We start from the raw sequence: 21,709 nt of genomic DNA, 5'->3' as shown, positions 1-21,709 counted from the left end.
CCGCACCTAACCAGTGCGGGCTTTTTTTTCGGCTTAAATTCGGGAGAGATCAGAAATGCGAGTGCTGAAATTTGGCGGAACCTCGGTAGCGAATGCAGAACGTTTTCTGCGCGTTGCCGACATCATGGAAAGTAACGCACGTCAGGGACAGGTAGCCACGGTACTGTCCGCGCCTGCAAAGATCACCAATCACTTGGTGGCGATGATTGAAAAAACGGTGGCCGGGCAAGACATTCTGCCAAATATGAGCGATGCGGAGCGTATCTTCGCAGATCTGCTGAGCGGCCTGGCGCAGGCTCTGCCAGGTTTTGAATACGATCGCCTGAAGACCCTGGTCGATCAGGAGTTCGCCCAACTGAAGCAGGTGCTGCACGGCGTAGCGCTGCTGGGGCAGTGCCCGGACAGTGTGAACGCGGCGATTATCTGCCGTGGCGAGAAACTCTCCATCGCCATCATGGAAGGCGTATTCCGCGCCAAAGGTTTCCCGGTGACGGTGATCAACCCGGTAGAGAAGCTGTTGGCTCAAGGGCATTATCTGGAGTCGACTGTAGATATCACCGAATCCACGTTGCGCATCGCCGCAGCGGCTATCCCGGCGGATCATATCGTGCTGATGGCCGGTTTCACCGCCGGTAATGACAAAGGTGAGCTGGTGGTGCTGGGCCGTAACGGTTCCGACTACTCTGCCGCGGTGCTGGCCGCTTGTCTGCGTGCAGACTGTTGCGAGATCTGGACCGACGTCGATGGCGTTTATACCTGCGACCCGCGCACCGTACCGGACGCCAGGTTGCTGAAATCGATGTCGTACCAGGAGGCGATGGAGCTTTCCTATTTCGGCGCCAGCGTGCTTCACCCCCGTACTATCGCCCCGATTGCCCAGTTCCAAATCCCTTGCCTGATCAAAAACACGTCCAATCCGCAGGCCCCCGGCACGCTGATCGGCGGTGAAAATGTGGATAGCGATACCCCGGTAAAGGGCATCACCAATCTGAACAACATGGCGATGATCAACGTTTCCGGGCCGGGGATGAAGGGGATGGTCGGCATGGCCGCGCGGGTGTTCGCCGTGATGTCGCGCACCGGTATTTCGGTGGTGCTGATTACCCAATCCTCTTCCGAGTACAGCATCAGCTTCTGCGTGCCGCAGAGCGAATTGCAGCGTGCGCGCCGTGCGCTGGAAGACGAATTCTACCTTGAGCTGAAAGACGGCTTGCTCGAGCCGCTGGACGTGATGGAAAAGCTGGCGATTATCTCGGTCGTGGGCGACGGCATGCGCACCCTGCGCGGCATCTCGGCCCGCTTCTTCTCCGCGCTGGCGCGCGCCAATATCAACATTGTCGCCATCGCTCAGGGCTCGTCGGAGCGTTCCATCTCGGTGGTGGTCAGCAACGATTCCGCCACCACCGGCGTTCGCGTCTGCCACCAGATGCTGTTCAATACCGATCAGGTGATTGAAGTGTTTGTCATCGGCGTCGGTGGCGTCGGCGGTGCGTTGATCGAGCAGATTTATCGCCAGCAGCCATGGCTGAAGCAAAAGCATATCGATCTGCGCATCTGCGGTATCGCCAATTCCCGAGCCATGTTGACCAATGTGCACGGCATTGCTCTGGACAGCTGGAACGAGGAACTGGCCGCGGCTAAAGAACCGTTCAATCTTGGCCGCCTGATCCGTCTGGTGAAGGAGTACCACCTGCTGAACCCGGTAATTGTCGACTGCACCTCCAGCCAGGCGGTTGCCGACCAGTACGCGGATTTCCTGGCCGATGGTTTCCACGTGGTGACGCCGAACAAGAAGGCCAACACTTCGTCGATGAACTACTATCAACAGCTGCGCACCGCTGCTGCCGGTTCACGTCGCAAGTTCCTGTACGACACCAACGTCGGTGCGGGCTTGCCGGTGATTGAGAACCTGCAAAATCTGCTGAACGCCGGCGATGAGCTGACGCGTTTCTCCGGCATCCTGTCCGGTTCGCTGTCGTTTATTTTCGGTAAGCTGGACGAAGGCATGTCGCTGTCGGCAGCGACCCTGGAGGCCAGAGCCAAAGGGTACACCGAGCCGGATCCGCGCGACGATCTGTCCGGTATGGACGTTGCCCGCAAGCTTTTGATCCTGGCCCGCGAAGCGGGTCACAAACTGGAGTTGGAGGACATTGAGGTCGAGTCGGCACTGCCGCCGTCCTTTGACGCTTCCGGCGATGTGGAAACCTTCCTGGCACGCCTGCCGGAGCTGGATAAAGAATATGCCCGCAACGTGGCTAACGCCGCCGAGCAGGGTAAGGTGTTGCGCTATGTCGGCGTGATCGAAGATGGCCGCTGTCAGGTTCGCATTGATGCGGTAGACGGCAACGATCCGTTGTATAAAGTGAAGAACGGTGAGAACGCCCTGGCCTTCTACAGCCGTTATTATCAACCATTACCCTTGGTGCTGCGCGGCTACGGCGCCGGTAATGATGTGACTGCGGCGGGGGTATTTGCCGACCTGTTGCGCACACTGTCATGGAAGTTGGGAGTTTAATATGGTTAAGGTGTATGCACCGGCCTCAATTGGCAACGTAAGCGTCGGCTTCGACGTTCTGGGTGCGGCGGTGTCGCCAATCGACGGCACCTTGTTGGGCGACTGCGTCAGCGTGGAAGCCGCCGAAACGTTCAGCCTGCAGAACGCCGGCCGCTTTGTCAGCAAGTTGCCCGACGATCCGAAAGAAAATATCGTCTATCAATGCTGGGAGCGTTTTTGCCAGGAGATAGGCCGGCAGATCCCGGTGGCGATGCGGCTTGAGAAAAACATGCCGATCGGGTCAGGGCTGGGCTCCAGCGCCTGTTCGGTGGTCGCCGGGTTGATGGCGATGAATGAATTCTGCAATCGTCCGCTGGACAAAATGACGCTGCTGAGCCTGATGGGCGAGCTGGAAGGCCGTATCTCCGGCAGCGTGCATTACGACAACGTAGCGCCATGCTACCTGGGCGGCCTGCAACTGATGCTGGAAGAAGAAGGTTTCATCAGCCAGGAAGTGCCCTGCTTTAAAGACTGGTTGTGGGTGATGGCCTACCCCGGCATCAAGGTGTCCACCGCCGAAGCGCGCGCTATCCTGCCCGCGCAGTACCGCCGTCAGGACTGCATCAGCCATGGTCGCTATCTGGCGGGCTTTATCCATGCCTGCCACACTCAGCAGCCGCGTTTGGCAGCCAAACTGATGCAGGACGTGATTGCCGAGCCGTACCGCACTCGCCTGCTGCCGGGCTTTGCCGACGCGCGCAAGGCCGCGCAGGACATCGGTGCGCTGGCTTGCGGCATTTCCGGCTCCGGCCCGACGCTGTTCGCCGTCTGTGACGACGGTGCCACCGCACAACGCATGGCCGACTGGCTGACCAATCACTATCTGCAAAACGACGAAGGTTTTGTTCATATTTGCCGTCTGGATACCGCAGGCGCACGACTACTGGGATAACGCATGAAACTGTATAACCTTAAGGATCACAACGAGCAGGTCAGCTTCGCACAGGCGATCAAACAGGGCCTGGGCAAACAGCAAGGGCTGTTTTTCCCGCTGGAACTGCCGGAGTTCGAACTGACCGAAATCGATCACCTGCTGGAGCAGGACTTCGTCACCCGCAGCACCCGCATCCTGTCGGCGTTTATCGGCGATGAAGTGTCGGAAGAGGCGCTGTATAAGCGCGTGGCGGCGGCGTTTGAATTCCCTGCGCCAGTTGCGCAAGTAGAAGACGACATTGCCTGTCTGGAGCTGTTCCACGGTCCGACGCTGGCGTTCAAAGACTTCGGCGGTCGCTTTATGGCGCAGATGCTGGCGGAAGTGGCGGGCGATCAGCCGGTGACTATCCTGACGGCGACCTCCGGCGATACCGGTGCCGCCGTGGCGCACGCTTTCTACGGCCTGAAGAACGTACGCGTGGTCATCTTGTATCCGCAGGGCAAAATCAGCCCGCTGCAGGAAAAACTGTTCTGCACCCTGGGTGGCAATATCCACACCGTGGCGATCGACGGTGACTTCGATGCTTGCCAGGCGCTGGTGAAACAGGCCTTTGACGATCAGGAGTTGAAAGAGGCGCTGCACCTGAACTCGGCAAACTCCATCAATATCAGCCGGCTGCTGGCGCAGATTTGCTACTACTTCGAAGCGGTGGCGCAATTGCCGCAGGAAGCGCGCAATCAACTGGTGATCTCGGTGCCAAGCGGTAACTTCGGCGATCTGACCGCCGGCCTGCTGGCCAAGTCGCTGGGCCTGCCGGTGAAGCGTTTTATCGCTGCCACCAATGCCAACGACACCGTGCCGCGCTTCCTGACCAATGGTCAGTGGCAGCCGCACGCTACGGTCGCTACGCTGTCGAATGCGATGGACGTAAGCCAGCCGAACAACTGGCCGCGCGTGGAGGAGCTGTTCCGCCGTAAAATCTGGCAGTTGAAAGAGCTGGGCCGTGCAGCGGTGAGCGATGAAACCACCAAAGACACCATGCGGGAACTGGCGCAATTGGGGTATCTCTCAGAACCGCATGCTGCGATTGCTTACCGCGCTCTGCGCGATCAGTTGCAAGAAGGGGAGTTTGGTCTATTCCTCGGCACTGCGCATCCGGCGAAGTTCAAGGAGAGCGTAGAAGAGATCCTCGGCCAGGAGCTGCCGCTGCCGAAGGCGCTGGCGCTGCGTGCCGATTTGCCGCTGCTGTCCCACAGCCTGCCGGCCGGTTTCGCCGAGCTGCGTAAATTCCTGATGGCTCTGCCGGCCTGAAACCGCTCAGCCTAAAAAACGAAAGCCGTCATTGCGACGGCTTTTTTTTGCGTTCTTTTTTACTGTTCGGGGCGTTTGAACACCAGTTCATTGCCCTGGGAAACGGCTTCGTCAAAGACATAGCCTTCCAGATTAAAATCAACCAATTGCTCGCGCTGCGTCAGGCGATTTTTGATGATAAAGCGGCTCATCAACCCACGCGCCTTTTTGGCGTAAAAACTGATCACCTTATATTTACCGTTTTTCTCGTCGAGAAATACCGGTTTGATCAGCGTGCCGTGCAGTTTGGCCGGTTTCACCGACTTGAAGTACTCGTCTGAAGCCAGATTGACCACCACGTCGTCACCCTGTTGTTCCAGCGCTTCGTTCAACTTTTTGGTGATTTGCTCGCCCCAGAAACCGTACAAATCCTTGCCCTTCGGATTCTCCAGCCTGATGCCCATCTCAAGCCGGTAAGGCATCATCAGATCGAGCGGGCGCAGCACGCCATATAAGCCGGACAGCATCCGCAGGTGCTGCTGAGCGAAATCAAAGTCCTCTTCGCTGAAGTCCTGCGCCTGCAGGCCGGTATACACATCGCCTTTAAAAGCCAATAACGCCTGGCGGGCGGTGTCTGGGGTGAATTTAGGCTGCCAGTCGCTGAAGCGAGCGGCATTCAGACCGGCCAATTTATCGCTGATGCCCATCAGGCTGGATATTTGTGCCGGCGTCAGTTCGCGGCAGATTTTGATCAGTTGCTTCGACTTGTCCAGCAATTCGGGCTGCGTGAAACGTTCTGTCGCCAGCGGGCTTTCGTAATCAAGGGTTTTTGCAGGTGAAATAATAACGAGCATGGCCAAATCCTGTTTATCCAAGAACGGGTACTGTAGCAAAAAGCGCGAGAAAAAGGGGCAATGGGTCTGATAGGCGAAACGCGCCCGCAAAAGTTAACCTTTATCCCATACGCCAGGTTCAAGCTGGGATTTCAGCTCGGGAAAACGGTTCGCGTCGAAAGTGGGCAATTGCCCCAATTTGTGTTGACGGTGGTAGTCGTTGGCCAGTTTCAGCGCCACGCGCGACAGCAGCAGGATCGCCGTCAGGTTGGTGATCGCCATCAGCGCCATCGAAGTGTCGGCCATTTTCCACACCACCGGCAGCTCGGCCAGAGCGCCAAACATCACCATACCCAGCGCCGCGCAGCGGAAAATCGTCAACCCGACCGGGTGGTTGTGCTCAAGGAACACCAGATTGCTCTCGGCGTAAGCGTAGTTGGCAATGATCGAGGTGAAAGCGAAAAAGAAAATGGCGACGGCGACAAACGGTGCGCCCCAACTGCCGACGGCGGCGGAGAGGGCCCGCTGGGTCATATCGATGCCGCTGATGTTGGCTACCGGCTGATCCAGCACGCCGGAGGAGAGAATGATCGCGGCCGTGGCGCTGCAAATAACGATGGTATCGATGAATACCCCGAGCATTTGCACGTAACCCTGCGAGGCGGGATGCGGCGGATAAGGTGACGCGGAGGCCGCCGCATTGGGCGCGGAGCCCATGCCGGCCTCATTGGAGAACAGACCGCGCTGAACGCCTTGGGTCATTGCCTGCGAAATGCCATAGCCGACGGCTCCGGCCGCCGCTTCCTGCAGCCCGAAGGCGCTCTTGACCACCAGCGTGAGGATCGCCGACATCTGCTCAATATTGTGGCCAATCACCCAGAAAGCCAGCAGCAGATAGGCGCCGGCCATCAGCGGCACCACCCGTTCGGCCACGCGCGCGACGGAACGGATGCCACCGAAGATCACGATACCGCTCAGCAACACCAGACCGATCCCCACATGCAGCGGCTTCGCGTTGAAAGCGACGGCGGAGGCTTGGGCGATGGAGTTGGCCTGGACGGCATTGAACACCAGACCGAAGGCGATGATCAGGAAAAGGGAGAACAGTACGCCCATCCAGCGCATGCCCAGACCCTTTTCCATATAGTAGGCCGGGCCACCGCGGTAATTACCTTGATCGTCTTTGGTTTTGTAGAGCTGGGCGAGACTGCTTTCAACGAACGAGGTTGCCATGCCGATAAACGCCACAACCCACATCCAGAAGATAGCCCCTGGGCCGCCGGCGGTGAGGGCTATCGCGACGCCGGTCAGGTTACCGGTACCGACGCGCGCCGCCAGAGTGGTACACAACGCCTGAAAAGAAGAGATGCCTGCGCTGTCGCTTTTGTTGCTGTGCTTCAGTACCGAAAACATGTGGCTGAAATGGCGGACCTGAATAAAGCGGGTACGCAGGGTGAAATAAATGCCCGTACCCAGCAGCAAATAAATCAGTACCGACCCCCACAAAACGGCGTTTATAAAGTCTATCAGGTCCGTCACGGATCCCTCCTCGTTGAAATTTATTGCGCACCGCACCGCATCCGCTGCGGATGAAAATACCTTGGGCGAGTTTTTACAAGAGCTTAGCTGAGCATCGTCGGGTTCAGATGAATTGAGATTTTTCTCATCTCTTCGGTTCTATCGCCTGATTTCGCGCGAATTTAACATAATTCATTTCATCGATAGCACGTTATTGCCTTTTCATTGGTTCGGAAATAACGAAAGATATCTGCGTAAACGGTTGCTCGCCCAAGGAAAAAACCAACGCCGTCTGGCCGCGATTTTCCAGCCTTGCACCGGGCCTTGCGCATGTTATTATCAAGGCAGGGCATGGTTGAACGATGCCAAAAGTTCATGCACAAACGATGAGATAATGCCAACATGACCGATAAATTAACTTCCCTGCGCCAGCTCACTACTGTGGTTGCGGACACGGGCGATATCGCGGCAATGAAGCTGTATCAACCGCAAGACGCCACAACCAATCCTTCGCTGATCCTCAATGCAGCGCAAATTCCTGAATACCGTAAACTGATTGACGAAGCCGTTGCCTGGGCGCGCGAGCAGAGCAGCGATCGCGAACAGCAGATCGCCGATGCCGCCGACAAGCTGGCCGTCAACATTGGTCTGGAAATCCTTAAACTGGTTCCGGGCCGTATCTCCACGGAAGTGGACGCACGCCTGTCCTACGACACCGTAGCCAGCGTTGCCAAGGCCAAGCGCCTGATCAAACTGTACAACGATGCCGGCATCAGCAACGATCGCATCCTGATCAAACTGGCTTCTACCTGGCAGGGCATCCGCGCAGCGGAACAGCTGGAAAAAGAAGGCATCAACTGTAACCTGACCCTGCTGTTCTCCTTCGCTCAGGCGCGTGCCTGCGCTGAAGCCGGCGTGTTCCTGATTTCTCCGTTCGTTGGCCGTATCCTCGACTGGTACAAAGCCAATGGCGACAAGAAAGAGTTCGCGCCAAACGAAGATCCGGGTGTGGTTTCCGTTACCGAGATCTACCAGTACTACAAAGAGCACGGTTACAACACCGTGGTGATGGGCGCCAGCTTCCGTAACGTGGGCGAAATCATCGAACTGGCCGGCTGTGACCGTCTGACCATCGCCCCTGCGCTGCTGAAAGAGCTGGCAGAGAGCGAAGGCGCACTGGAGCGTAAACTGGCTTACACCGGCGAAGTGAAAGCGCGCCCTGCTGCGCTGACCGAGCCTGAGTTCTACTGGCAGCACAACCAGGATCCAATGGCGGTTGAGAAACTGACCGACGGCATCCGCAAGTTTGCCGTAGACCAGGGCAAGCTGGAAAAAATGATCGCCGATCTGCTGTAATTACCGCAATCAGCGCGAAAAAGGTGGCTCAGGCCACCTTTTTTTATGCCCGCCACGCCCGGCGGAGGGCAGACACTTTATACTCTCAGGATTAATAACAGGATGGGAAGTGAACCCATCAGGCTGTAGAGGTTACGCATGGACATATTACGTATTGGTTTGGTTTCTATTTCCGACCGCGCTTCCGGCGGCGTTTACCAGGATAAAGGCATTCCGGCATTGGAAGAGTGGCTGACCGCCGCACTTGTCTCACCCTTTAAAGTGGAAACCCGCCTGATCCCCGATGAGCAGACGCTTATCGAACAGACCCTGTGTGAGCTGGTGGACGAGATGGGGTGCCATCTGGTGCTGACCACCGGCGGTACCGGCCCGGCGCGACGCGACGTGACGCCTGACGCCACTCTGGCGATAGCCGATCGCGTGATGCCCGGCTTCGGCGAGCAAATGCGGCAAATCAGCCTACACTATGTGCCAACGGCAATTCTTTCACGCCAGGTGGGGGCGATCCGCAAACAGGCGCTGATCATCAACCTGCCCGGGCAGCCGAAGTCGATCAAGGAAACGCTGGAAGGGGTGAAGGATGAGCAGGGCAAGACGGTGGTGCACGGCATTTTCGCCAGCGTGCCTTATTGCATTCAACTGCTCGAAGGGCCTTATGTGGAGACGCAGGAGGCGGTGGTAGCAGCATTTCGCCCGAAGAACGCGCGCCGCGAGATAAACCTCTAAATTTCAGCAATCTGTGAGATTAGCTTCAGTCCGTCTGGTGTGAAAATAATTTGCCGCTATAGTAAGAATTCGTTTACAGAAAGCCTGCGGCTTTTACTTCTACAGCCTTTTCCGACGGTACCCTATGCCTCACGATAATAATCGCCGGTTAAACCGGCAAGACTACAAAACTCTGACGTTGGCAGCCCTCGGCGGTGCGCTGGAGTTTTATGACTTCATCATTTTCGTCTTCTTTGCCGCGGTGATGGGCGAGCTGTTTTTCCCGGCGGACATGCCGGAATGGCTGCGACAGGTGCAGACCTTCGGTATCTTCGCCGCCGGTTATCTGGCCCGGCCGCTGGGCGGCATCGTGATGGCGCATTTCGGCGATCGGGTTGGCCGCAAGAAAATGTTCAGCCTGAGTATTCTGCTGATGGCGTTGCCGACCCTGGCGATGGGCCTGTTGCCCACCTACGCCAATATCGGCATTGCCGCACCGCTGCTGCTGTTGCTGATGCGTGTGTTGCAAGGGGCGGCGATTGGCGGTGAAGTGCCGGGCGCCTGGGTATTCGTCGCCGAGCATGTGCCGCGCCGCCGTATCGGCTTCGCCTGCGGCACGCTGACCGCCGGCCTGACCGTCGGCATCCTGCTGGGATCGCTGGTCGCGACGGTGCTCAACACCACATTGAGCCAACAAACCATTCTCGGCGGCGGCTGGCGCATCCCGTTCCTGCTCGGTGGCATCTTCGGGCTGGTGGCGATGTATTTGCGCCGCTGGCTGCAAGAAACGCCCATCTTCGTCGAGATGCAGGCGCGCAAAGCGCTGGCGAAGGAACTGCCGCTAAAATCCGTGGTGCTTAATCATCGCAAGGAAGTGGCGGTCTCTATGCTGCTCACCTGGCTACTGTCCGCCGGTATCGTGGTGGTCATTCTGATGACGCCAACCTATCTGCAAAAGCAGTTTGGCATTGCCCCGGCGCTGTCGCTGCAGGCCAACAGCATTGCCACCATCATGCTGATTGCCGGATGCATTGCCGCCGGGCTGTCGGCGGATCGCTTTGGCGCCAGTAAAACCTTTATCGTCGGCAGCTTATTGCTGGCCGGCTGCAGTTGGCTGTTCTATCGGACGGTGGGGGTACACCCGGAAATGCTGTTTGCCTGTTACGCTCTGGTGGGCTTCAGCGTTGGGGTCGTAGGCGCAGTGCCTTACGTGATGGTGCGGGCTTTTCCGGCGGAAGTGCGTTTTACCGGGATTTCGTTCTCATACAATGTTGCATACGCTGTTTTTGGCGGTTTAACCCCAATATTTGTCACGTTGATCATGAAGTTAACCCCGTTAGCGCCTGCTTACTACGTGCTGGCGTTGTCCGGCATCGGCCTGTTGCTGGGCATCTACCTGCACCGCGATTTAAACAGTGAAACCAAGGTGCGGCGCGCCGGTTCCTACAGCTAACAAAAAACCCTGCGATGCAGGGTTTTTTGTTTCAGGCCAAAGGCAATTACGCCGTTGCCAGAGCGGGCTCCGCACGTTTGGTCGTCACTTCGCCAATCGGCAGCACCGTACGGCCGAACTGCTCGTTGAGCACTTCCGCCATTGCCAGGTAAATGGCGCTGGCGCCGCAGATCACCCCTTCATAACCGGCAAAGGTCAGCAGCGCGTGGTTGCCGGTGATGTTGCCAATCGCCAGCAGGGCGAACAGCAGCGTCAGGCTGGCAAATACGAACTGCAGCGCACGGTTGGCGCACAGCGTGCCGAAGAACATAAACAGGGTGAAAACGCCCCACAGCGCCAGATAAACGCCCAATACGGTAGCGTCGGTCGGTTCGGCCAGGCCCAGGCGCGGCAGCAGCAGAATGCCGACCAGGCTCAGCCAGAAGCTGCCGTAGGAAATAAAGGCAGTCATACCGAAGGTGTTGCCTTTCTTGTATTCCAGCAGGCCGGCCATAATCTGGGCCAGGCCACCGAAGAAAATCCCCATGCTGATGATGACGGAAGTCAGTGGGAAAAAGCCCGCGTTGTGCAGGTTCAGCAAGACGGTGGTCATCCCGAAGCCCATCAGGCCGAGAGGGCCGGGATTTGCCAACTTGTTGGTGTGCATATGTCCTCTGCGATAACAGAAAATTAACGGAAATAGCTAAGTAAATTCATAAATGGTCTGAATGGCCGAAAAACCCGTAACTTCCATCAGAGCGCGCGGCATCATAATGATCCCCTGAGCAGGAAACAATGATCTGAGTGTCGATAAAAAAGAAATTTTTTTCACCTTGCCCCTTGATGCTGAGTCGGATGGCCCCATCTTATTTGCAACCGCAGTTGCTGACCGCGGGAAAGACTGAGATAGCGGGCAGTTGAAAAGCAAAAAATCGCCCGCATATAGGTTAGCAACCTGACCGATTATGAATTTATTAGTGGAGACGTTTAGATGGGCAAAATTATTGGTATCGACCTGGGGACTACCAACTCCTGCGTAGCAATTATGGATGGTGGTAAGGCGCGCGTGCTGGAAAACGCCGAGGGCGACCGCACAACTCCTTCTATTATCGCCTACACCCAAGACGGTGAGATTCTGGTTGGTCAGCCGGCTAAGCGTCAGGCTGTGACTAACCCACAAAATACCCTGTTTGCGATCAAGCGCCTGATTGGCCGTCGTTTCCAGGACGAAGAAGCACAGCGTGATAAAGACATCATGCCGTACCAAATTGTAGCCGCGGATAACGGCGACGCCTGGATCGAAGTGAAAGGCCAGAAAATCGCGCCTCCGCAGATTTCTGCTGAAGTGCTGAAGAAAATGAAGAAAACGGCGGAAGATTACCTGGGCGAACCGGTAACTGAAGCGGTTATCACCGTACCTGCCTACTTCAACGACGCACAGCGTCAGGCGACCAAAGACGCCGGCCGTATCGCAGGTCTGGAAGTAAAACGCATCATCAACGAACCGACTGCTGCAGCTCTGGCTTATGGCCTGGACAAAGAAGTCGGTAACCGCACCATCGCGGTTTATGACCTGGGCGGCGGTACTTTCGATATTTCCATTATCGAAATCGACGACGTTGACGGCGAAAAAACCTTCGAAGTTCTGGCAACCAACGGTGATACCCACCTGGGTGGCGAAGACTTCGACAGCCGTCTGATCAACTACCTGGTTGAAGAATTCAAGAAAGAACAGGGCATGGATCTGCGTAAAGATCCGCTGGCGATGCAGCGTCTGAAAGAAGCCGCAGAGAAAGCGAAGATTGAGCTGTCTTCCGCTCAGCAGACCGACGTCAACCTGCCGTACATCACGGCAGACGCGAGCGGCCCGAAACACATGAACATCAAAGTGACCCGCGCCAAACTCGAGTCGCTGGTCGAAGATCTGGTTGCGCGTTCCATCGAGCCGCTGAAAGTTGCGCTGAAAGACGCAGGCCTGTCGGTTTCCGACATTCAGGACGTGATCCTGGTGGGCGGCCAGACCCGTATGCCAATGGTTCAGAAGAAAGTCGCTGACTTCTTCGGTAAAGAACCGCGTAAAGACGTTAACCCGGACGAAGCCGTTGCGGTGGGTGCTGCGGTACAGGGCGGCGTGTTGGCCGGTGATGTGAAGGACGTTCTGCTGCTGGACGTTACCCCGCTGTCGCTGGGTATCGAAACCATGGGCAGCGTGATGACCCCGCTGATCACCAAAAACACCACCATCCCGACCAAGCACAGCCAGGTGTTCTCTACCGCTGAAGACAACCAGTCTGCGGTAACCATCCATGTGCTGCAGGGTGAGCGCAAACGAGCTAACGATAACAAGTCGCTGGGCCAGTTCAACCTGGACGGCATCCAGGCTGCTCCACGCGGTATGGCGCAGATCGAAGTGACCTTCGATATCGACGCCGACGGTATTTTGCACGTGTCCGCCAAAGACAAGAATACCGGCCGTGAGCAGAAAATCACCATCAAGGCTTCTTCTGGTCTGAACGAAGAAGAAATCCAGAAAATGGTGCGCGATGCCGAACTGAACGCTGAAGCTGACCGTAAGTTCGAAGAGCTGGTGCAGACCCGTAACCAGGCCGATCACCTGATCCACGGCACCCGTAAGCAGTTGGAAGAAGCAGGCGACAAACTGCCGGCGGAAGACAAAACGGCTATCGAAGCGGCGCTGAAAGATCTGGAAGTGGCGGTTAAAGGCGAAGATAAAGCCGAGATCGAAGCCAAGACCCAGGCGCTGGTGCAGGTTTCCGGCAAGCTGCTGGAAATGGCTCAGGCGCAGCAAGGTGCTGATGCCGGTGCTGACAACGCGGCGCAGAAAGACGACGACGTGGTTGACGCTGAGTTCGAAGAAGTCAAAGACAAGAAATAATCGCCCTTAAGCGGGCACGGAACGGCCGCCAGGCCGTTACCGGAAACCAGCACGGGCGTCGAGGCAACTCTACGCCCGTGCACGCATGTTAAGGGTAAGAGAAATAATGGCGAAGAAAGACTATTACGAGATTCTCGGCGTCTCCAAGACGGCGGAAGAGCGTGAGATAAAAAAGGCGTACAAGCGCCTGGCGATGAAATACCATCCTGACCGCAACCAGGAGAAAGACGCCGAAGCCCAATTTAAAGAGGTCAAGGAAGCCTACGAGGTCCTGACCGACGCGCAAAAGCGTGCGGCCTACGATCAATACGGCCATGCCGCCTTTGAACAGGGTGGCATGGGCGGCGGCGGCGGGTTTGGCGGCGGTGGTGCCGACTTCAGCGATATCTTTGGCGACGTATTCGGCGATATCTTCGGTGGTGGCCGCCGTCAGCGTGCCAGCCGCGGTTCCGATCTGCGCTACAACATGGAGCTTTCCCTCGAGGAAGCGGTTCGTGGCGTTACCAAAGAGATCCGTATCCCGACGCTGGAAGAGTGTGGCGTTTGCCACGGCAGCGGCGCGAAGCCCGGCAGCTCGCCGGTCACCTGTCCGACCTGTCATGGCCAGGGCCAGGTGCAAATGCGCCAGGGCTTCTTTACCGTACAGCAGGCCTGTCCGCACTGCCATGGCCGCGGTCAGATCATCAAAGACCCTTGCAACAGCTGCCACGGCCACGGCCGGGTAGAGAAAGCCAAAACGCTGTCGGTGAAAATCCCGGCCGGCGTAGATACCGGTGACCGCATCCGCCTGGCGGGTGAGGGTGAAGCGGGTGAGCATGGTGCACCGGCGGGGGATTTGTACGTTCAGGTTCAGGTGAAAGCGCACCCGATCTTCGAGCGTGAAGGCAATAACCTGTACTGTGAAGTGCCGATTAACTTCGCGATGGCGGCATTGGGCGGCGAGATTGAAGTGCCGACGCTGGATGGCCGCGTGAAGCTGAAGGTACCGGCAGAAACCCAGACCGGCAAACTGTTCCGCATGCGCGGCAAGGGTGTAAAATCTGTGCGTGGCGGCAGCCAGGGTGACCTGCTGTGCCGCGTGGTGGTGGAGACTCCGGTTAACCTGAACGACAAGCAGAAGCAGTTGTTGAAAGAGCTGGAAGAGAGCCTTGGTGGCCCATCCGGCGACAAAAACAGCCCGCGTTCGAAGAGCTTCTTCGACGGCGTGAAAAAGTTTTTTGACGATTTGACGCGTTAATTTACTGTTTTCATTAGCCTGTTGCATGAAACCCCGGTATCGAATCCGGGGTTTTTTTATTGCCTCAGGCCTTTCTCTGACCCCTGATTTAAATGTGATTCACATCTTCAATTACTCGGTTTTTGCGATCTTTATAGCATTTATAAACGTGTTTTTTCGAGCTGAAACGGCGTCTATACTCATTCCATTACTTTGTCTGCGGGGGTGTTTTTTCTGTCCCGCAATTCTGTGGAGAGACGTAGTGTGACCAACATTATTCGTCAGTTTTTACGTCAGGAAGCCGCAGGCGGCATTATCCTGATTGTGGCCGCGATTATCGCGTTGATCATGGCCAATACCCCGGTTCAGGGGATTTATCACGCTTTTCTCAATTTACCCGTCATGGTGAAAATCTCCTCGCTGGAGATTGGCAAACCCTTGCTGTTGTGGATTAACGATGGCCTGATGGCGATCTTTTTCCTGGTGGTCGGGCTGGAAGTTAAACGCGAGTTGATGGAAGGCTCGTTGGCCGGGCGTGACAAGGCGGTATTCCCGGCGATCGCCGCGTTGGGCGGTATGCTGGCGCCGGCGCTGATTTATTTGATGTTCAACGGCGCGGATGAGGTCACCCGTCAGGGCTGGGCTATCCCGGCGGCTACCGACATTGCGTTCGCCCTTGGGGTCATGGCGTTGTTGGGTAACCGGGTACCCACCAGCCTGAAGGTGTTCCTGTTGGCGTTGGCGATTATCGACGACCTGGGCGTGATTGTGATTATCGCGCTGTTCTATACCCATGAAGTGTCGATGGCGGCGCTGGGCGTGGCGGCAGCTTCCATTGCCGCACTGGCGTTGATGAACTGGCGCGGCGTGGGGAAAACCTCGCTCTATATGCTTGTCGGTCTGGTGTTGTGGGTGGCGATCCTGAAGTCCGGGGTGCATGCCACGTTGGCCGGGGTGATCGTCGGCTTTATGATACCGCTGCATGTGAAGAAGGGGCCGTCGCCGTCAGAGACGCTGGAGCATGGACTGCACCCCTGGGTGGCGTTCCTGATACTGCCGCTGTTTGCTTTTGCCAACGCCGGCGTTTCATTGCAGGGCGTGTCGCTGAGCGGGCTGACCTCGCTGTTGCCAATGGGAATTGCAGCGGGCCTGTTTATCGGTAAGCCCTTGGGCATCTTCACTTTTAGCCTGCTGGCGGTGAAGCTGGGTATCGCCCGTCTGCCTGAAGGAATTGGTTTCAAACAGGTGTTTGCTGTTTCCGTGCTCTGTGGTATTGGTTTCACCATGTCGATCTTCATCGCTTCGCTGGCCTTTGGCGATGCCGATGTTGCATTAAGCACCTACTCGCGGCTTGGGATCCTGATTGGTTCCACCACCGCGGCGGTAGTGGGATACGGTCTGTTGCGCCTGTCGTTACCGCGAGTCAGATAACTCCTTCAGGGGATCCCCTGTTGACGGGGACACACTACAATAGCTGGTCGGAGCTGTTCAGTATAAAATATGTTCAGCTTCGACCATTCTGTTTGGGACGAATGCAGCAACAGGTTGTCTGAAACAAAGCAAGGATATTAATCGCTCATCACGGCAGACCTTTTGCCGATGCGAAACGTTAAGGAGAGCACCTCGTGAGGATGTCGCATATCAACTTTAATCACCTTTACTACTTCTGGCAGGTCTGCAAAGAAGGTTCGGTGGTCGGCGCCGCCGAAGCGTTGTTTCTGACGCCACAGACCATTACTGGCCAGATCAAAGCGCTGGAAGAACGTTTGGACGGCAAGCTGTTCAAGCGTCAGGGGCGTGGGCTGGTGCCTTCAGAGCTGGGGCAACTGGTTTTCCGTTACGCCGACAAGATGTTTATGCTCAGCCAGGAAATGCTGGATATCGTCAATTACCGCAAAGAATCTAACCTGCTGTTCGACGTGGGTGTAGCGGATGCGCTTTCCAAACGCCTGGTGAGCCAGGTGCTGGAAACGGCGGTGGTGGTGGATAACGAGCAAATTCACCTGCGTTGCTTTGAATCAACGCATGAGATGCTGTTGGAACAGCTCAGCCAGCACAAGCTGGATATGATCCTGTCAGACTGCCCGGTGGATTCCAGCCAGCAGGAAGGGTTATTTTCGCTCAAGCTGGGTGAGTGCGGCATTAGCTTCTTTTGTCGCCAGCCGGCACCGGATCTGCCGTTTCCCGCCTGTCTGGAGCAGCGCAAGCTGCTGATACCCGGCCGTCGTTCGATGCTGGGGCGTAAACTGCTCAACTGGTTTAACACCCAGGGCATTCAGGTGGAGATTCTGGGCGAGTTTGATGATGCCGCACTGATGAAGACATTTGGCATGTACCACAACGCGATCTTCGTTGCGCCGACTCTGTATGCGCAGGACACTTATAACGATGATGACGTGGTGGAGATTGGGCGTATTGATAGCGTACAGGAAGAGTACTACATCATCTTTGCCGAGCGAATGATCCAGCATCCGGCGGTACAAAGGGTGTGCAACAAGGATTTCTCGGCGCTGTTTGCTTACTAGACCGGGGATTGCGGACGTAAAAAAACCGGCCTGAGCCGGTTTTTTTTATCAAGCAGACAACACGATGCTTATTGCATTGCGTTGATGCGCGCCGACAGGTTTGACTTATGGCGTGCTGCTTTGTTTTTGTGGATCAGGCCTTTAGCAGCCTTGCGGTCCACGATTGGTTGCATTACGTTGAATGCGTTTTGTGCTACTTCTTTGTCGCCAGCTACGATTGCCGCTTCTACTTTCTTGATGTAGGTACGCATCATTGAACGACCACTAGCGTTATGCTTGCGGCGTTTCTCAGACTGTACGGCGCGTTTCTTAGCTGATTTGATATTAGCCAAGGTCCAACTCCCAAATATATTCTATTGAGGACAATTCGAAGGCCGAGGAATATGCCCTTTTGGCCTGCGTTTGTCAATGAATTTGTGCAAATAAGCGCCGTTTGTACGGGCGGCACTTGCTACGTTGTGATGGCGCAGGATTTTACCAGCTTCGGTCATGGGAATACAGTCTTTCGCGAGAAAATTCGCCAATGATTTGTCGCCGTGGTCGCAAGCCATTGGCCGTAGTCGGTAATCGCGTTTATGGCGCCGGATAAACTGCGGCCGGGGCGTTTCACCTGCCGATTATCTCCGGTATGGTATGTCTATTACATAAAGGCACCAATCGCGGGTTAACCTTAACCGCTGTACAAGGTATAATCCGGCGATTTCCACTGTTTTGAGCCAGCTATGCAGCTAATTCGCGGCGTTCACAATATCCGGGCACGTCACCATGGTTGCGTGCTCACCATCGGCAACTTTGACGGCGTACACCGCGGTCACCAGGCGTTGCTGGAGCAGCTGAAACAAGAAGGGCAGCGCCTCGGGCTGCCAGTGATGGTCATGATCTTTGAGCCGCAGCCGCTGGAAATGTTTGCAGCGGACAAGGCGCCGGCCCGCCTCACGCGTTTGCGTGACAAGGCCAAATACCTGGCGCAGGCGGGGGTTGATTACCTGCTGTGCGTCAAGTTTGACCCGCGTTTCGCCGCCAACACCGCCCAGGCGTTCGTCGCCGAACTGCTGGTGGAAAAGCTTGGCGTAAAATTCCTGATGGTCGGGGATGATTTTCGCTTTGGCGCAGCTCGCCAGGGCGATTTTCCGCTATTGCAGAAAGCCGGGGAAGAATACGGCTTCGAGGTGATCAGCACGCCGACCTTCCGTGAAGGCGATCAACGCATCAGCAGCACGGTCATTCGCAATGCGCTGCGCGATGACGACCTGGCGCAGGCAGAAACGCTGCTGGGCCATCCGTACAGCATTTCTGGCCGGGTGGTGCACGGCGATGAACTGGGCCGCACCATTGGCTTCCCGACCGCCAACCTGCCGCTGAAGCGCCTGGTTGCGCCGGTGAAAGGGGTTTACGCAGTGGATGTTTATGGCCTGGGCCCTGAACCGCTCCCGGGCGTGGCCAATATTGGCACGCGCCCAACCGTTGCCGGCGTGCGACAGCAGCTGGAAGTCCACCTGCTGGATGTCACGATGGATCTTTACGGGCGCCATATTGACGTGGTGCTCCGCGCGAAATTGCGCAATGAACAGCGTTTTGCTTCGCTCGATGCGCTGAAGCAGCAAATCGCCAATGATGTGGTGACGGCCCGAAAGTTCTTCGGGCTACAGACACCGGTTTAATCTCTATAGCCGAAAACGGAACCGAGAATCTAATGAGTGACTACAAGAATACCCTGAACTTGCCGGAAACAGGGTTCCCGATGCGCGGCGATCTCGCCAAGCGTGAACCTGGCATGCTGCAACGTTGGTATGAGCAGGATCTGTACGGGATGATTCGTACTGCCAAAAAGGGCAAAAAATCCTTCATTCTGCATGACGGCCCTCCGTATGCGAACGGCAGCATTCACATTGGTCACTCGGTTAACAAGATTCTCAAAGACATTATTATCAAGTCTAAAGGGATGTCCGGTTTCGACTCGCCTTATATTCCGGGTTGGGACTGCCATGGCCTGCCGATCGAACTGAAAGTAGAGCAGCTGTACGGCAAGCCGGGCGAGAAGCTTACCCCGGCGGAATTCCGTCAGAAATGCCGCGAGTATGCCGCCGAGCAGGTTGAAGGTCAGAAGAAAGACTTCATTCGTCTGGGCGTGCTGGGCGATTGGGATCACCCGTACCTGACCATGGACTTCAAAACCGAAGCCAACATCATCCGCGCGCTGGGCAAAATCATCAGCAACGGCCATCTGCTGAAAGGCGCGAAGCCGGTGCATTGGTGTACCGACTGCGGCTCTTCGCTGGCGGAAGCGGAAGTTGAGTATTACGACAAAACCTCGCCGTCTATCGATGTGGCTTTCCACGCGGTTGACGCGGCTGCCGTAGCGGCCAAATTTGGCGTGACCCAGTTTAACGGCCCGGTTTCTCTGGTGATCTGGACCACGACGCCGTGGACGCTGCCGGCTAACCGCGCTATCTCGCTGCACCCTGATTTTGCTTATCAACTGGTGCAGGTTGAAGGTCAGTGCCTGATCCTGGCGGCCGAACTGGTCGAGAGCGTGATGAAACGCGCCGGCATCAGCGAATGGACCGTGTTGGGCAACTGCAAAGGTGCCGATCTGGAGCTGCTGCGCTTCGAACACCCGTTCATGGGCTTCGACGTGCCGGCAATCCTCGGCGAACACGTCACGCTGGACGCCGGTACCGGTGCGGTGCATACCGCGCCTGGCCACGGCCCGGACGACTTCGTGATTGGCCAGAAATACGGCCTGGAAGTGGCCAACCCGGTGGGGCCGAACGGCTGCTACCTGACCGGCACCTACCCGCTGCTGGATGGCAAGTTCGTGTTCAAGGCCAATGATCTGATCGTCGAACTGTTGCGTGAGAAAGGTGCGCTGCTGCACGTGGAGAAACTGGTTCACAGCTACCCATGCTGCTGGCGCCACAAGACGCCGATCATTTTCCGCGCTACCCCGCAATGGTTCATCAGCATGGATCAGAAAGGCCTGCGTCAGCAGTCGCTGGAAGAGATCAAGGGCGTGCAGTGGATCCCTGAATGGGGCCAGGCGCGCATTGAAATGATGGTGGCGAACCGTCCGGACTGGTGCATTTCGCGTCAGCGTACCTGGGGCGTGCCGATGTCGCTGTTCGTGCACAAAGACACTGAGCAACTGCACCCGCGCAGCGTAGAGCTGATGGAAGAAGTCGCCAAGCGCGTTGAGCAGGACGGCATTCAGGCCTGGTGGGATCTGGACGCGGCCGATATCCTCGGTGCCGACGCTGCCGACTACGTGAAAGTACCTGATACCCTGGACGTGTGGTTCGACTCAGGTTCAACCCACTCTTCGGTCGTGGACGTACGCCCTGAGTTTAACGGCCACGGCGCCGACATGTATCTGGAAGGTTCGGATCAGCATCGCGGCTGGTTCATGTCGTCACTGATGATCTCCACCGCCATGAAGGGCAAGGCGCCTTATAAAGAAGTGCTGACTCACGGTTTCACCGTTGACGGCCAAGGCCGCAAGATGTCCAAGTCGATCGGCAACACCGTCAGTCCGCAGGACGTGATGAACAAGCTGGGTGGCGACATTCTGCGCCTGTGGGTGGCCTCGACCGATTACACCGGCGAGATTGCGGTTTCCGATGAAATTCTGAAGCGCTCCGCCGATTCTTACCGCCGTATCCGCAACACCGCGCGCTTCCTGCTGGCCAACCTGAACGGGTTCGAGCCGAGCACCGACTGCGTGGCACCGGAAGACATGGTGGTGCTGGATCGCTGGGCGGTCGGCCGTGCGCTGGCGGCGCAGCAGGATATCGAGCAGGCTTACGCCAACTACGATTTCCATGAAGTGGTGCAGCGTCTGATGCAGTTCTGTTCGGTCGAGATGGGCTCCTTCTACCTGGACATCATCAAGGATCGTCAGTACACCGCGAAGAGCGACAGCGTCGCCCGCCGCAGTTGCCAGACCGCGTTGTTCCACATCGCAGAAGCGCTGGTGCGCTGGATGGCACCGATCATGTCGTTCACCGCTGACGAAATCTGGGGTTTCCTGCCGGGTAAACGTGCGCAGTACGTGTTCACTGAAGAGTGGTATGACGGCTTGTTCGGCCTGGCCGAAGGCGAGAGCATGAACGATGCCTTCTGGGCCGAGCTGCTGAAAGTGCGTGGCGAAGTGAACAAGGTTCTGGAGCAGGCGCGAGCCGATAAACGCCTTGGCGGTTCTCTGGAGGCGGCGGTAACGCTGTATGCCGACAGCGAGCTGGCCGAGCGCCTTAATAGCCTGCAAGACGAGCTGCGCTTCGTGCTGCTGACCTCGGCGGCACAGGTTGCACCTCTGGTGGATGCACCGGCGGACGCGCAGGAATCGGAACTGGTGAAAGGTCTGAAAATTGCCTTCAGCACTGCAGAAGGCGAGAAATGCCCGCGTTGTTGGCATTACACTACTGACATCGGCCTGGTGGCGGATCACGCAGACATCTGCGGCCGCTGTGTGATCAACGTAGCCGGCGACGGCGAAAAGCGTAACTACGCCTGA

The 21,709-nt window shown here is 56.8% G+C and carries 16 protein-coding genes and 1 other annotated feature (1 of these 17 cut by a window edge); of the genes, 12 read left to right on the top strand and 4 right to left on the bottom strand.

Annotated features, from left to right (window positions below; translation table 11 throughout):
* Positions 1-30, top strand: a sequence feature (Thr leader region) (it extends 89 nt beyond the left edge of the window).
* Between the two features lie 25 nt (positions 31-55).
* Genes thrA through thrC form a run of 3 tightly spaced genes read left to right on the top strand, consistent with a single transcriptional unit; the run spans position 56 to position 4,739 of the window.
* Positions 56-2,515, top strand: a complete 2,460-nt coding sequence (thrA, locus tag D4100_RS12995; RefSeq protein ID WP_119804526.1) for a bifunctional aspartate kinase/homoserine dehydrogenase I — start codon at positions 56-58, stop codon at positions 2,513-2,515.
* A gap of 1 nt (position 2,516) precedes the next feature.
* Positions 2,517-3,446, top strand: a complete 930-nt coding sequence (thrB, locus tag D4100_RS12990; RefSeq protein ID WP_006320063.1) for a homoserine kinase — start codon at positions 2,517-2,519, stop codon at positions 3,444-3,446.
* Between the two features lie 3 nt (positions 3,447-3,449).
* Positions 3,450-4,739: a threonine synthase gene (gene thrC / locus D4100_RS12985; protein WP_006320064.1), complete on the top strand. Its 1,290-nt coding sequence runs from the start codon at positions 3,450-3,452 to the stop codon at positions 4,737-4,739.
* A 59-nt stretch (positions 4,740-4,798) separates the two neighbouring features.
* On the opposite strand, the gene yaaA is transcribed toward thrC, so the two are convergent.
* Both yaaA and D4100_RS12975 read right to left on the bottom strand, forming a co-directional pair.
* Complete coding sequence (gene yaaA, locus D4100_RS12980; protein WP_119804525.1) at positions 4,799-5,572, bottom strand: peroxide stress protein YaaA; 774 nt, start codon at positions 5,570-5,572, stop codon at positions 4,799-4,801.
* Between the two features lie 93 nt (positions 5,573-5,665).
* A complete protein-coding gene (locus tag D4100_RS12975; protein ID WP_006320068.1) occupies positions 5,666-7,090 on the bottom strand; it encodes an alanine/glycine:cation symporter family protein in 1,425 nt (474 codons plus the stop codon).
* Between the two features lie 381 nt (positions 7,091-7,471).
* On the opposite strand from D4100_RS12975, the gene tal reads away from it, so the two are divergent.
* The 3 genes from tal (at position 7,472) to D4100_RS12960 (ending at position 10,583) form a co-directional block, all read left to right on the top strand.
* On the top strand, positions 7,472-8,425 hold the full coding sequence (gene tal / locus D4100_RS12970) for a transaldolase (protein WP_006320070.1): 954 nt from the start codon (positions 7,472-7,474) through the stop codon (positions 8,423-8,425).
* Between the two features lie 138 nt (positions 8,426-8,563).
* Positions 8,564-9,151: a molybdopterin adenylyltransferase gene (mog, locus tag D4100_RS12965; protein WP_119804524.1), complete on the top strand. Its 588-nt coding sequence runs from the start codon at positions 8,564-8,566 to the stop codon at positions 9,149-9,151.
* 124 nt (positions 9,152-9,275) lie between these two features.
* Positions 9,276-10,583, top strand: a complete 1,308-nt coding sequence (locus tag D4100_RS12960) for an MFS transporter (RefSeq protein WP_065505882.1) — start codon at positions 9,276-9,278, stop codon at positions 10,581-10,583.
* A gap of 46 nt (positions 10,584-10,629) precedes the next feature.
* On the opposite strand, the gene satP is transcribed toward D4100_RS12960, so the two are convergent.
* On the bottom strand, positions 10,630-11,229 hold the full coding sequence (gene satP / locus D4100_RS12955; RefSeq protein WP_119804523.1) for an acetate uptake transporter: 600 nt from the start codon (positions 11,227-11,229) through the stop codon (positions 10,630-10,632).
* A 324-nt stretch (positions 11,230-11,553) separates the two neighbouring features.
* Here satP and dnaK point away from each other — a divergent pair, with 324 nt between their 5' ends.
* The 4 genes from dnaK (at position 11,554) to nhaR (ending at position 17,199) form a co-directional block, all read left to right on the top strand.
* Positions 11,554-13,458: a molecular chaperone DnaK gene (dnaK, locus tag D4100_RS12950; RefSeq protein WP_119804522.1), complete on the top strand. Its 1,905-nt coding sequence runs from the start codon at positions 11,554-11,556 to the stop codon at positions 13,456-13,458.
* A gap of 106 nt (positions 13,459-13,564) precedes the next feature.
* Positions 13,565-14,695 carry a molecular chaperone DnaJ gene (dnaJ, locus tag D4100_RS12945; RefSeq protein ID WP_006317532.1) on the top strand — a complete coding sequence of 377 codons (1,131 nt, stop codon included), beginning with the start codon at positions 13,565-13,567 and terminating at the stop codon, positions 14,693-14,695.
* Positions 14,696-14,938: 243 nt separating this feature from the next.
* On the top strand, positions 14,939-16,105 hold the full coding sequence (gene nhaA / locus D4100_RS12940) for a Na+/H+ antiporter NhaA (protein ID WP_006317533.1): 1,167 nt from the start codon (positions 14,939-14,941) through the stop codon (positions 16,103-16,105).
* A gap of 194 nt (positions 16,106-16,299) precedes the next feature.
* The gene (gene nhaR, locus D4100_RS12935; protein WP_004950031.1) at positions 16,300-17,199 is read left to right on the top strand and encodes a transcriptional activator NhaR; all 900 of its coding nucleotides are present in this window, start codon (positions 16,300-16,302) and stop codon (positions 17,197-17,199) included.
* 68 nt (positions 17,200-17,267) lie between these two features.
* Here nhaR and rpsT read toward each other — a convergent pair whose 3' ends face one another.
* Positions 17,268-17,531 (bottom strand): 30S ribosomal protein S20, encoded by a 264-nt coding sequence (gene rpsT, locus D4100_RS12930; protein WP_006317535.1) that lies wholly within the window; start codon positions 17,529-17,531, stop codon positions 17,268-17,270.
* A gap of 390 nt (positions 17,532-17,921) precedes the next feature.
* Between rpsT and ribF the strand changes: the two genes are divergently transcribed.
* The gene (gene ribF, locus D4100_RS12915; RefSeq protein ID WP_006317536.1) at positions 17,922-18,860 is read left to right on the top strand and encodes a bifunctional riboflavin kinase/FAD synthetase; all 939 of its coding nucleotides are present in this window, start codon (positions 17,922-17,924) and stop codon (positions 18,858-18,860) included.
* A 32-nt stretch (positions 18,861-18,892) separates the two neighbouring features.
* Positions 18,893-21,709 (top strand): isoleucine--tRNA ligase, encoded by a 2,817-nt coding sequence (gene ileS / locus D4100_RS12910; protein WP_119804520.1) that lies wholly within the window; start codon positions 18,893-18,895, stop codon positions 21,707-21,709.

It is taken from the genome of Serratia inhibens, from assembly GCF_003591175.1.
Taxonomy (GTDB): domain Bacteria; phylum Pseudomonadota; class Gammaproteobacteria; order Enterobacterales; family Enterobacteriaceae; genus Serratia; species Serratia inhibens.
The sequence above is the reverse complement of the archived record's forward strand: the minus strand, read 5'-3'. Positions and strand labels throughout refer to the sequence as shown.

Coding starts and splice junctions, on each gene's coding strand:
- thrA (WP_119804526.1), top strand. CDS start 56: ATGCGAGTGCTGAAATTTGGCGGAACCTCGGTAGCGAATGCAGAACGT.
- thrB (WP_006320063.1), top strand. CDS start 2,517: ATGGTTAAGGTGTATGCACCGGCCTCAATTGGCAACGTAAGCGTCGGC.
- thrC (WP_006320064.1), top strand. CDS start 3,450: ATGAAACTGTATAACCTTAAGGATCACAACGAGCAGGTCAGCTTCGCA.
- yaaA (WP_119804525.1), bottom strand. CDS start 5,572: ATGCTCGTTATTATTTCACCTGCAAAAACCCTTGATTACGAAAGCCCG.
- tal (WP_006320070.1), top strand. CDS start 7,472: ATGACCGATAAATTAACTTCCCTGCGCCAGCTCACTACTGTGGTTGCG.
- mog (WP_119804524.1), top strand. CDS start 8,564: ATGGACATATTACGTATTGGTTTGGTTTCTATTTCCGACCGCGCTTCC.
- D4100_RS12960 (WP_065505882.1), top strand. CDS start 9,276: ATGCCTCACGATAATAATCGCCGGTTAAACCGGCAAGACTACAAAACT.
- satP (WP_119804523.1), bottom strand. CDS start 11,229: ATGCACACCAACAAGTTGGCAAATCCCGGCCCTCTCGGCCTGATGGGC.
- dnaK (WP_119804522.1), top strand. CDS start 11,554: ATGGGCAAAATTATTGGTATCGACCTGGGGACTACCAACTCCTGCGTA.
- dnaJ (WP_006317532.1), top strand. CDS start 13,565: ATGGCGAAGAAAGACTATTACGAGATTCTCGGCGTCTCCAAGACGGCG.
- ribF (WP_006317536.1), top strand. CDS start 17,922: ATGCAGCTAATTCGCGGCGTTCACAATATCCGGGCACGTCACCATGGT.
- ileS (WP_119804520.1), top strand. CDS start 18,893: ATGAGTGACTACAAGAATACCCTGAACTTGCCGGAAACAGGGTTCCCG.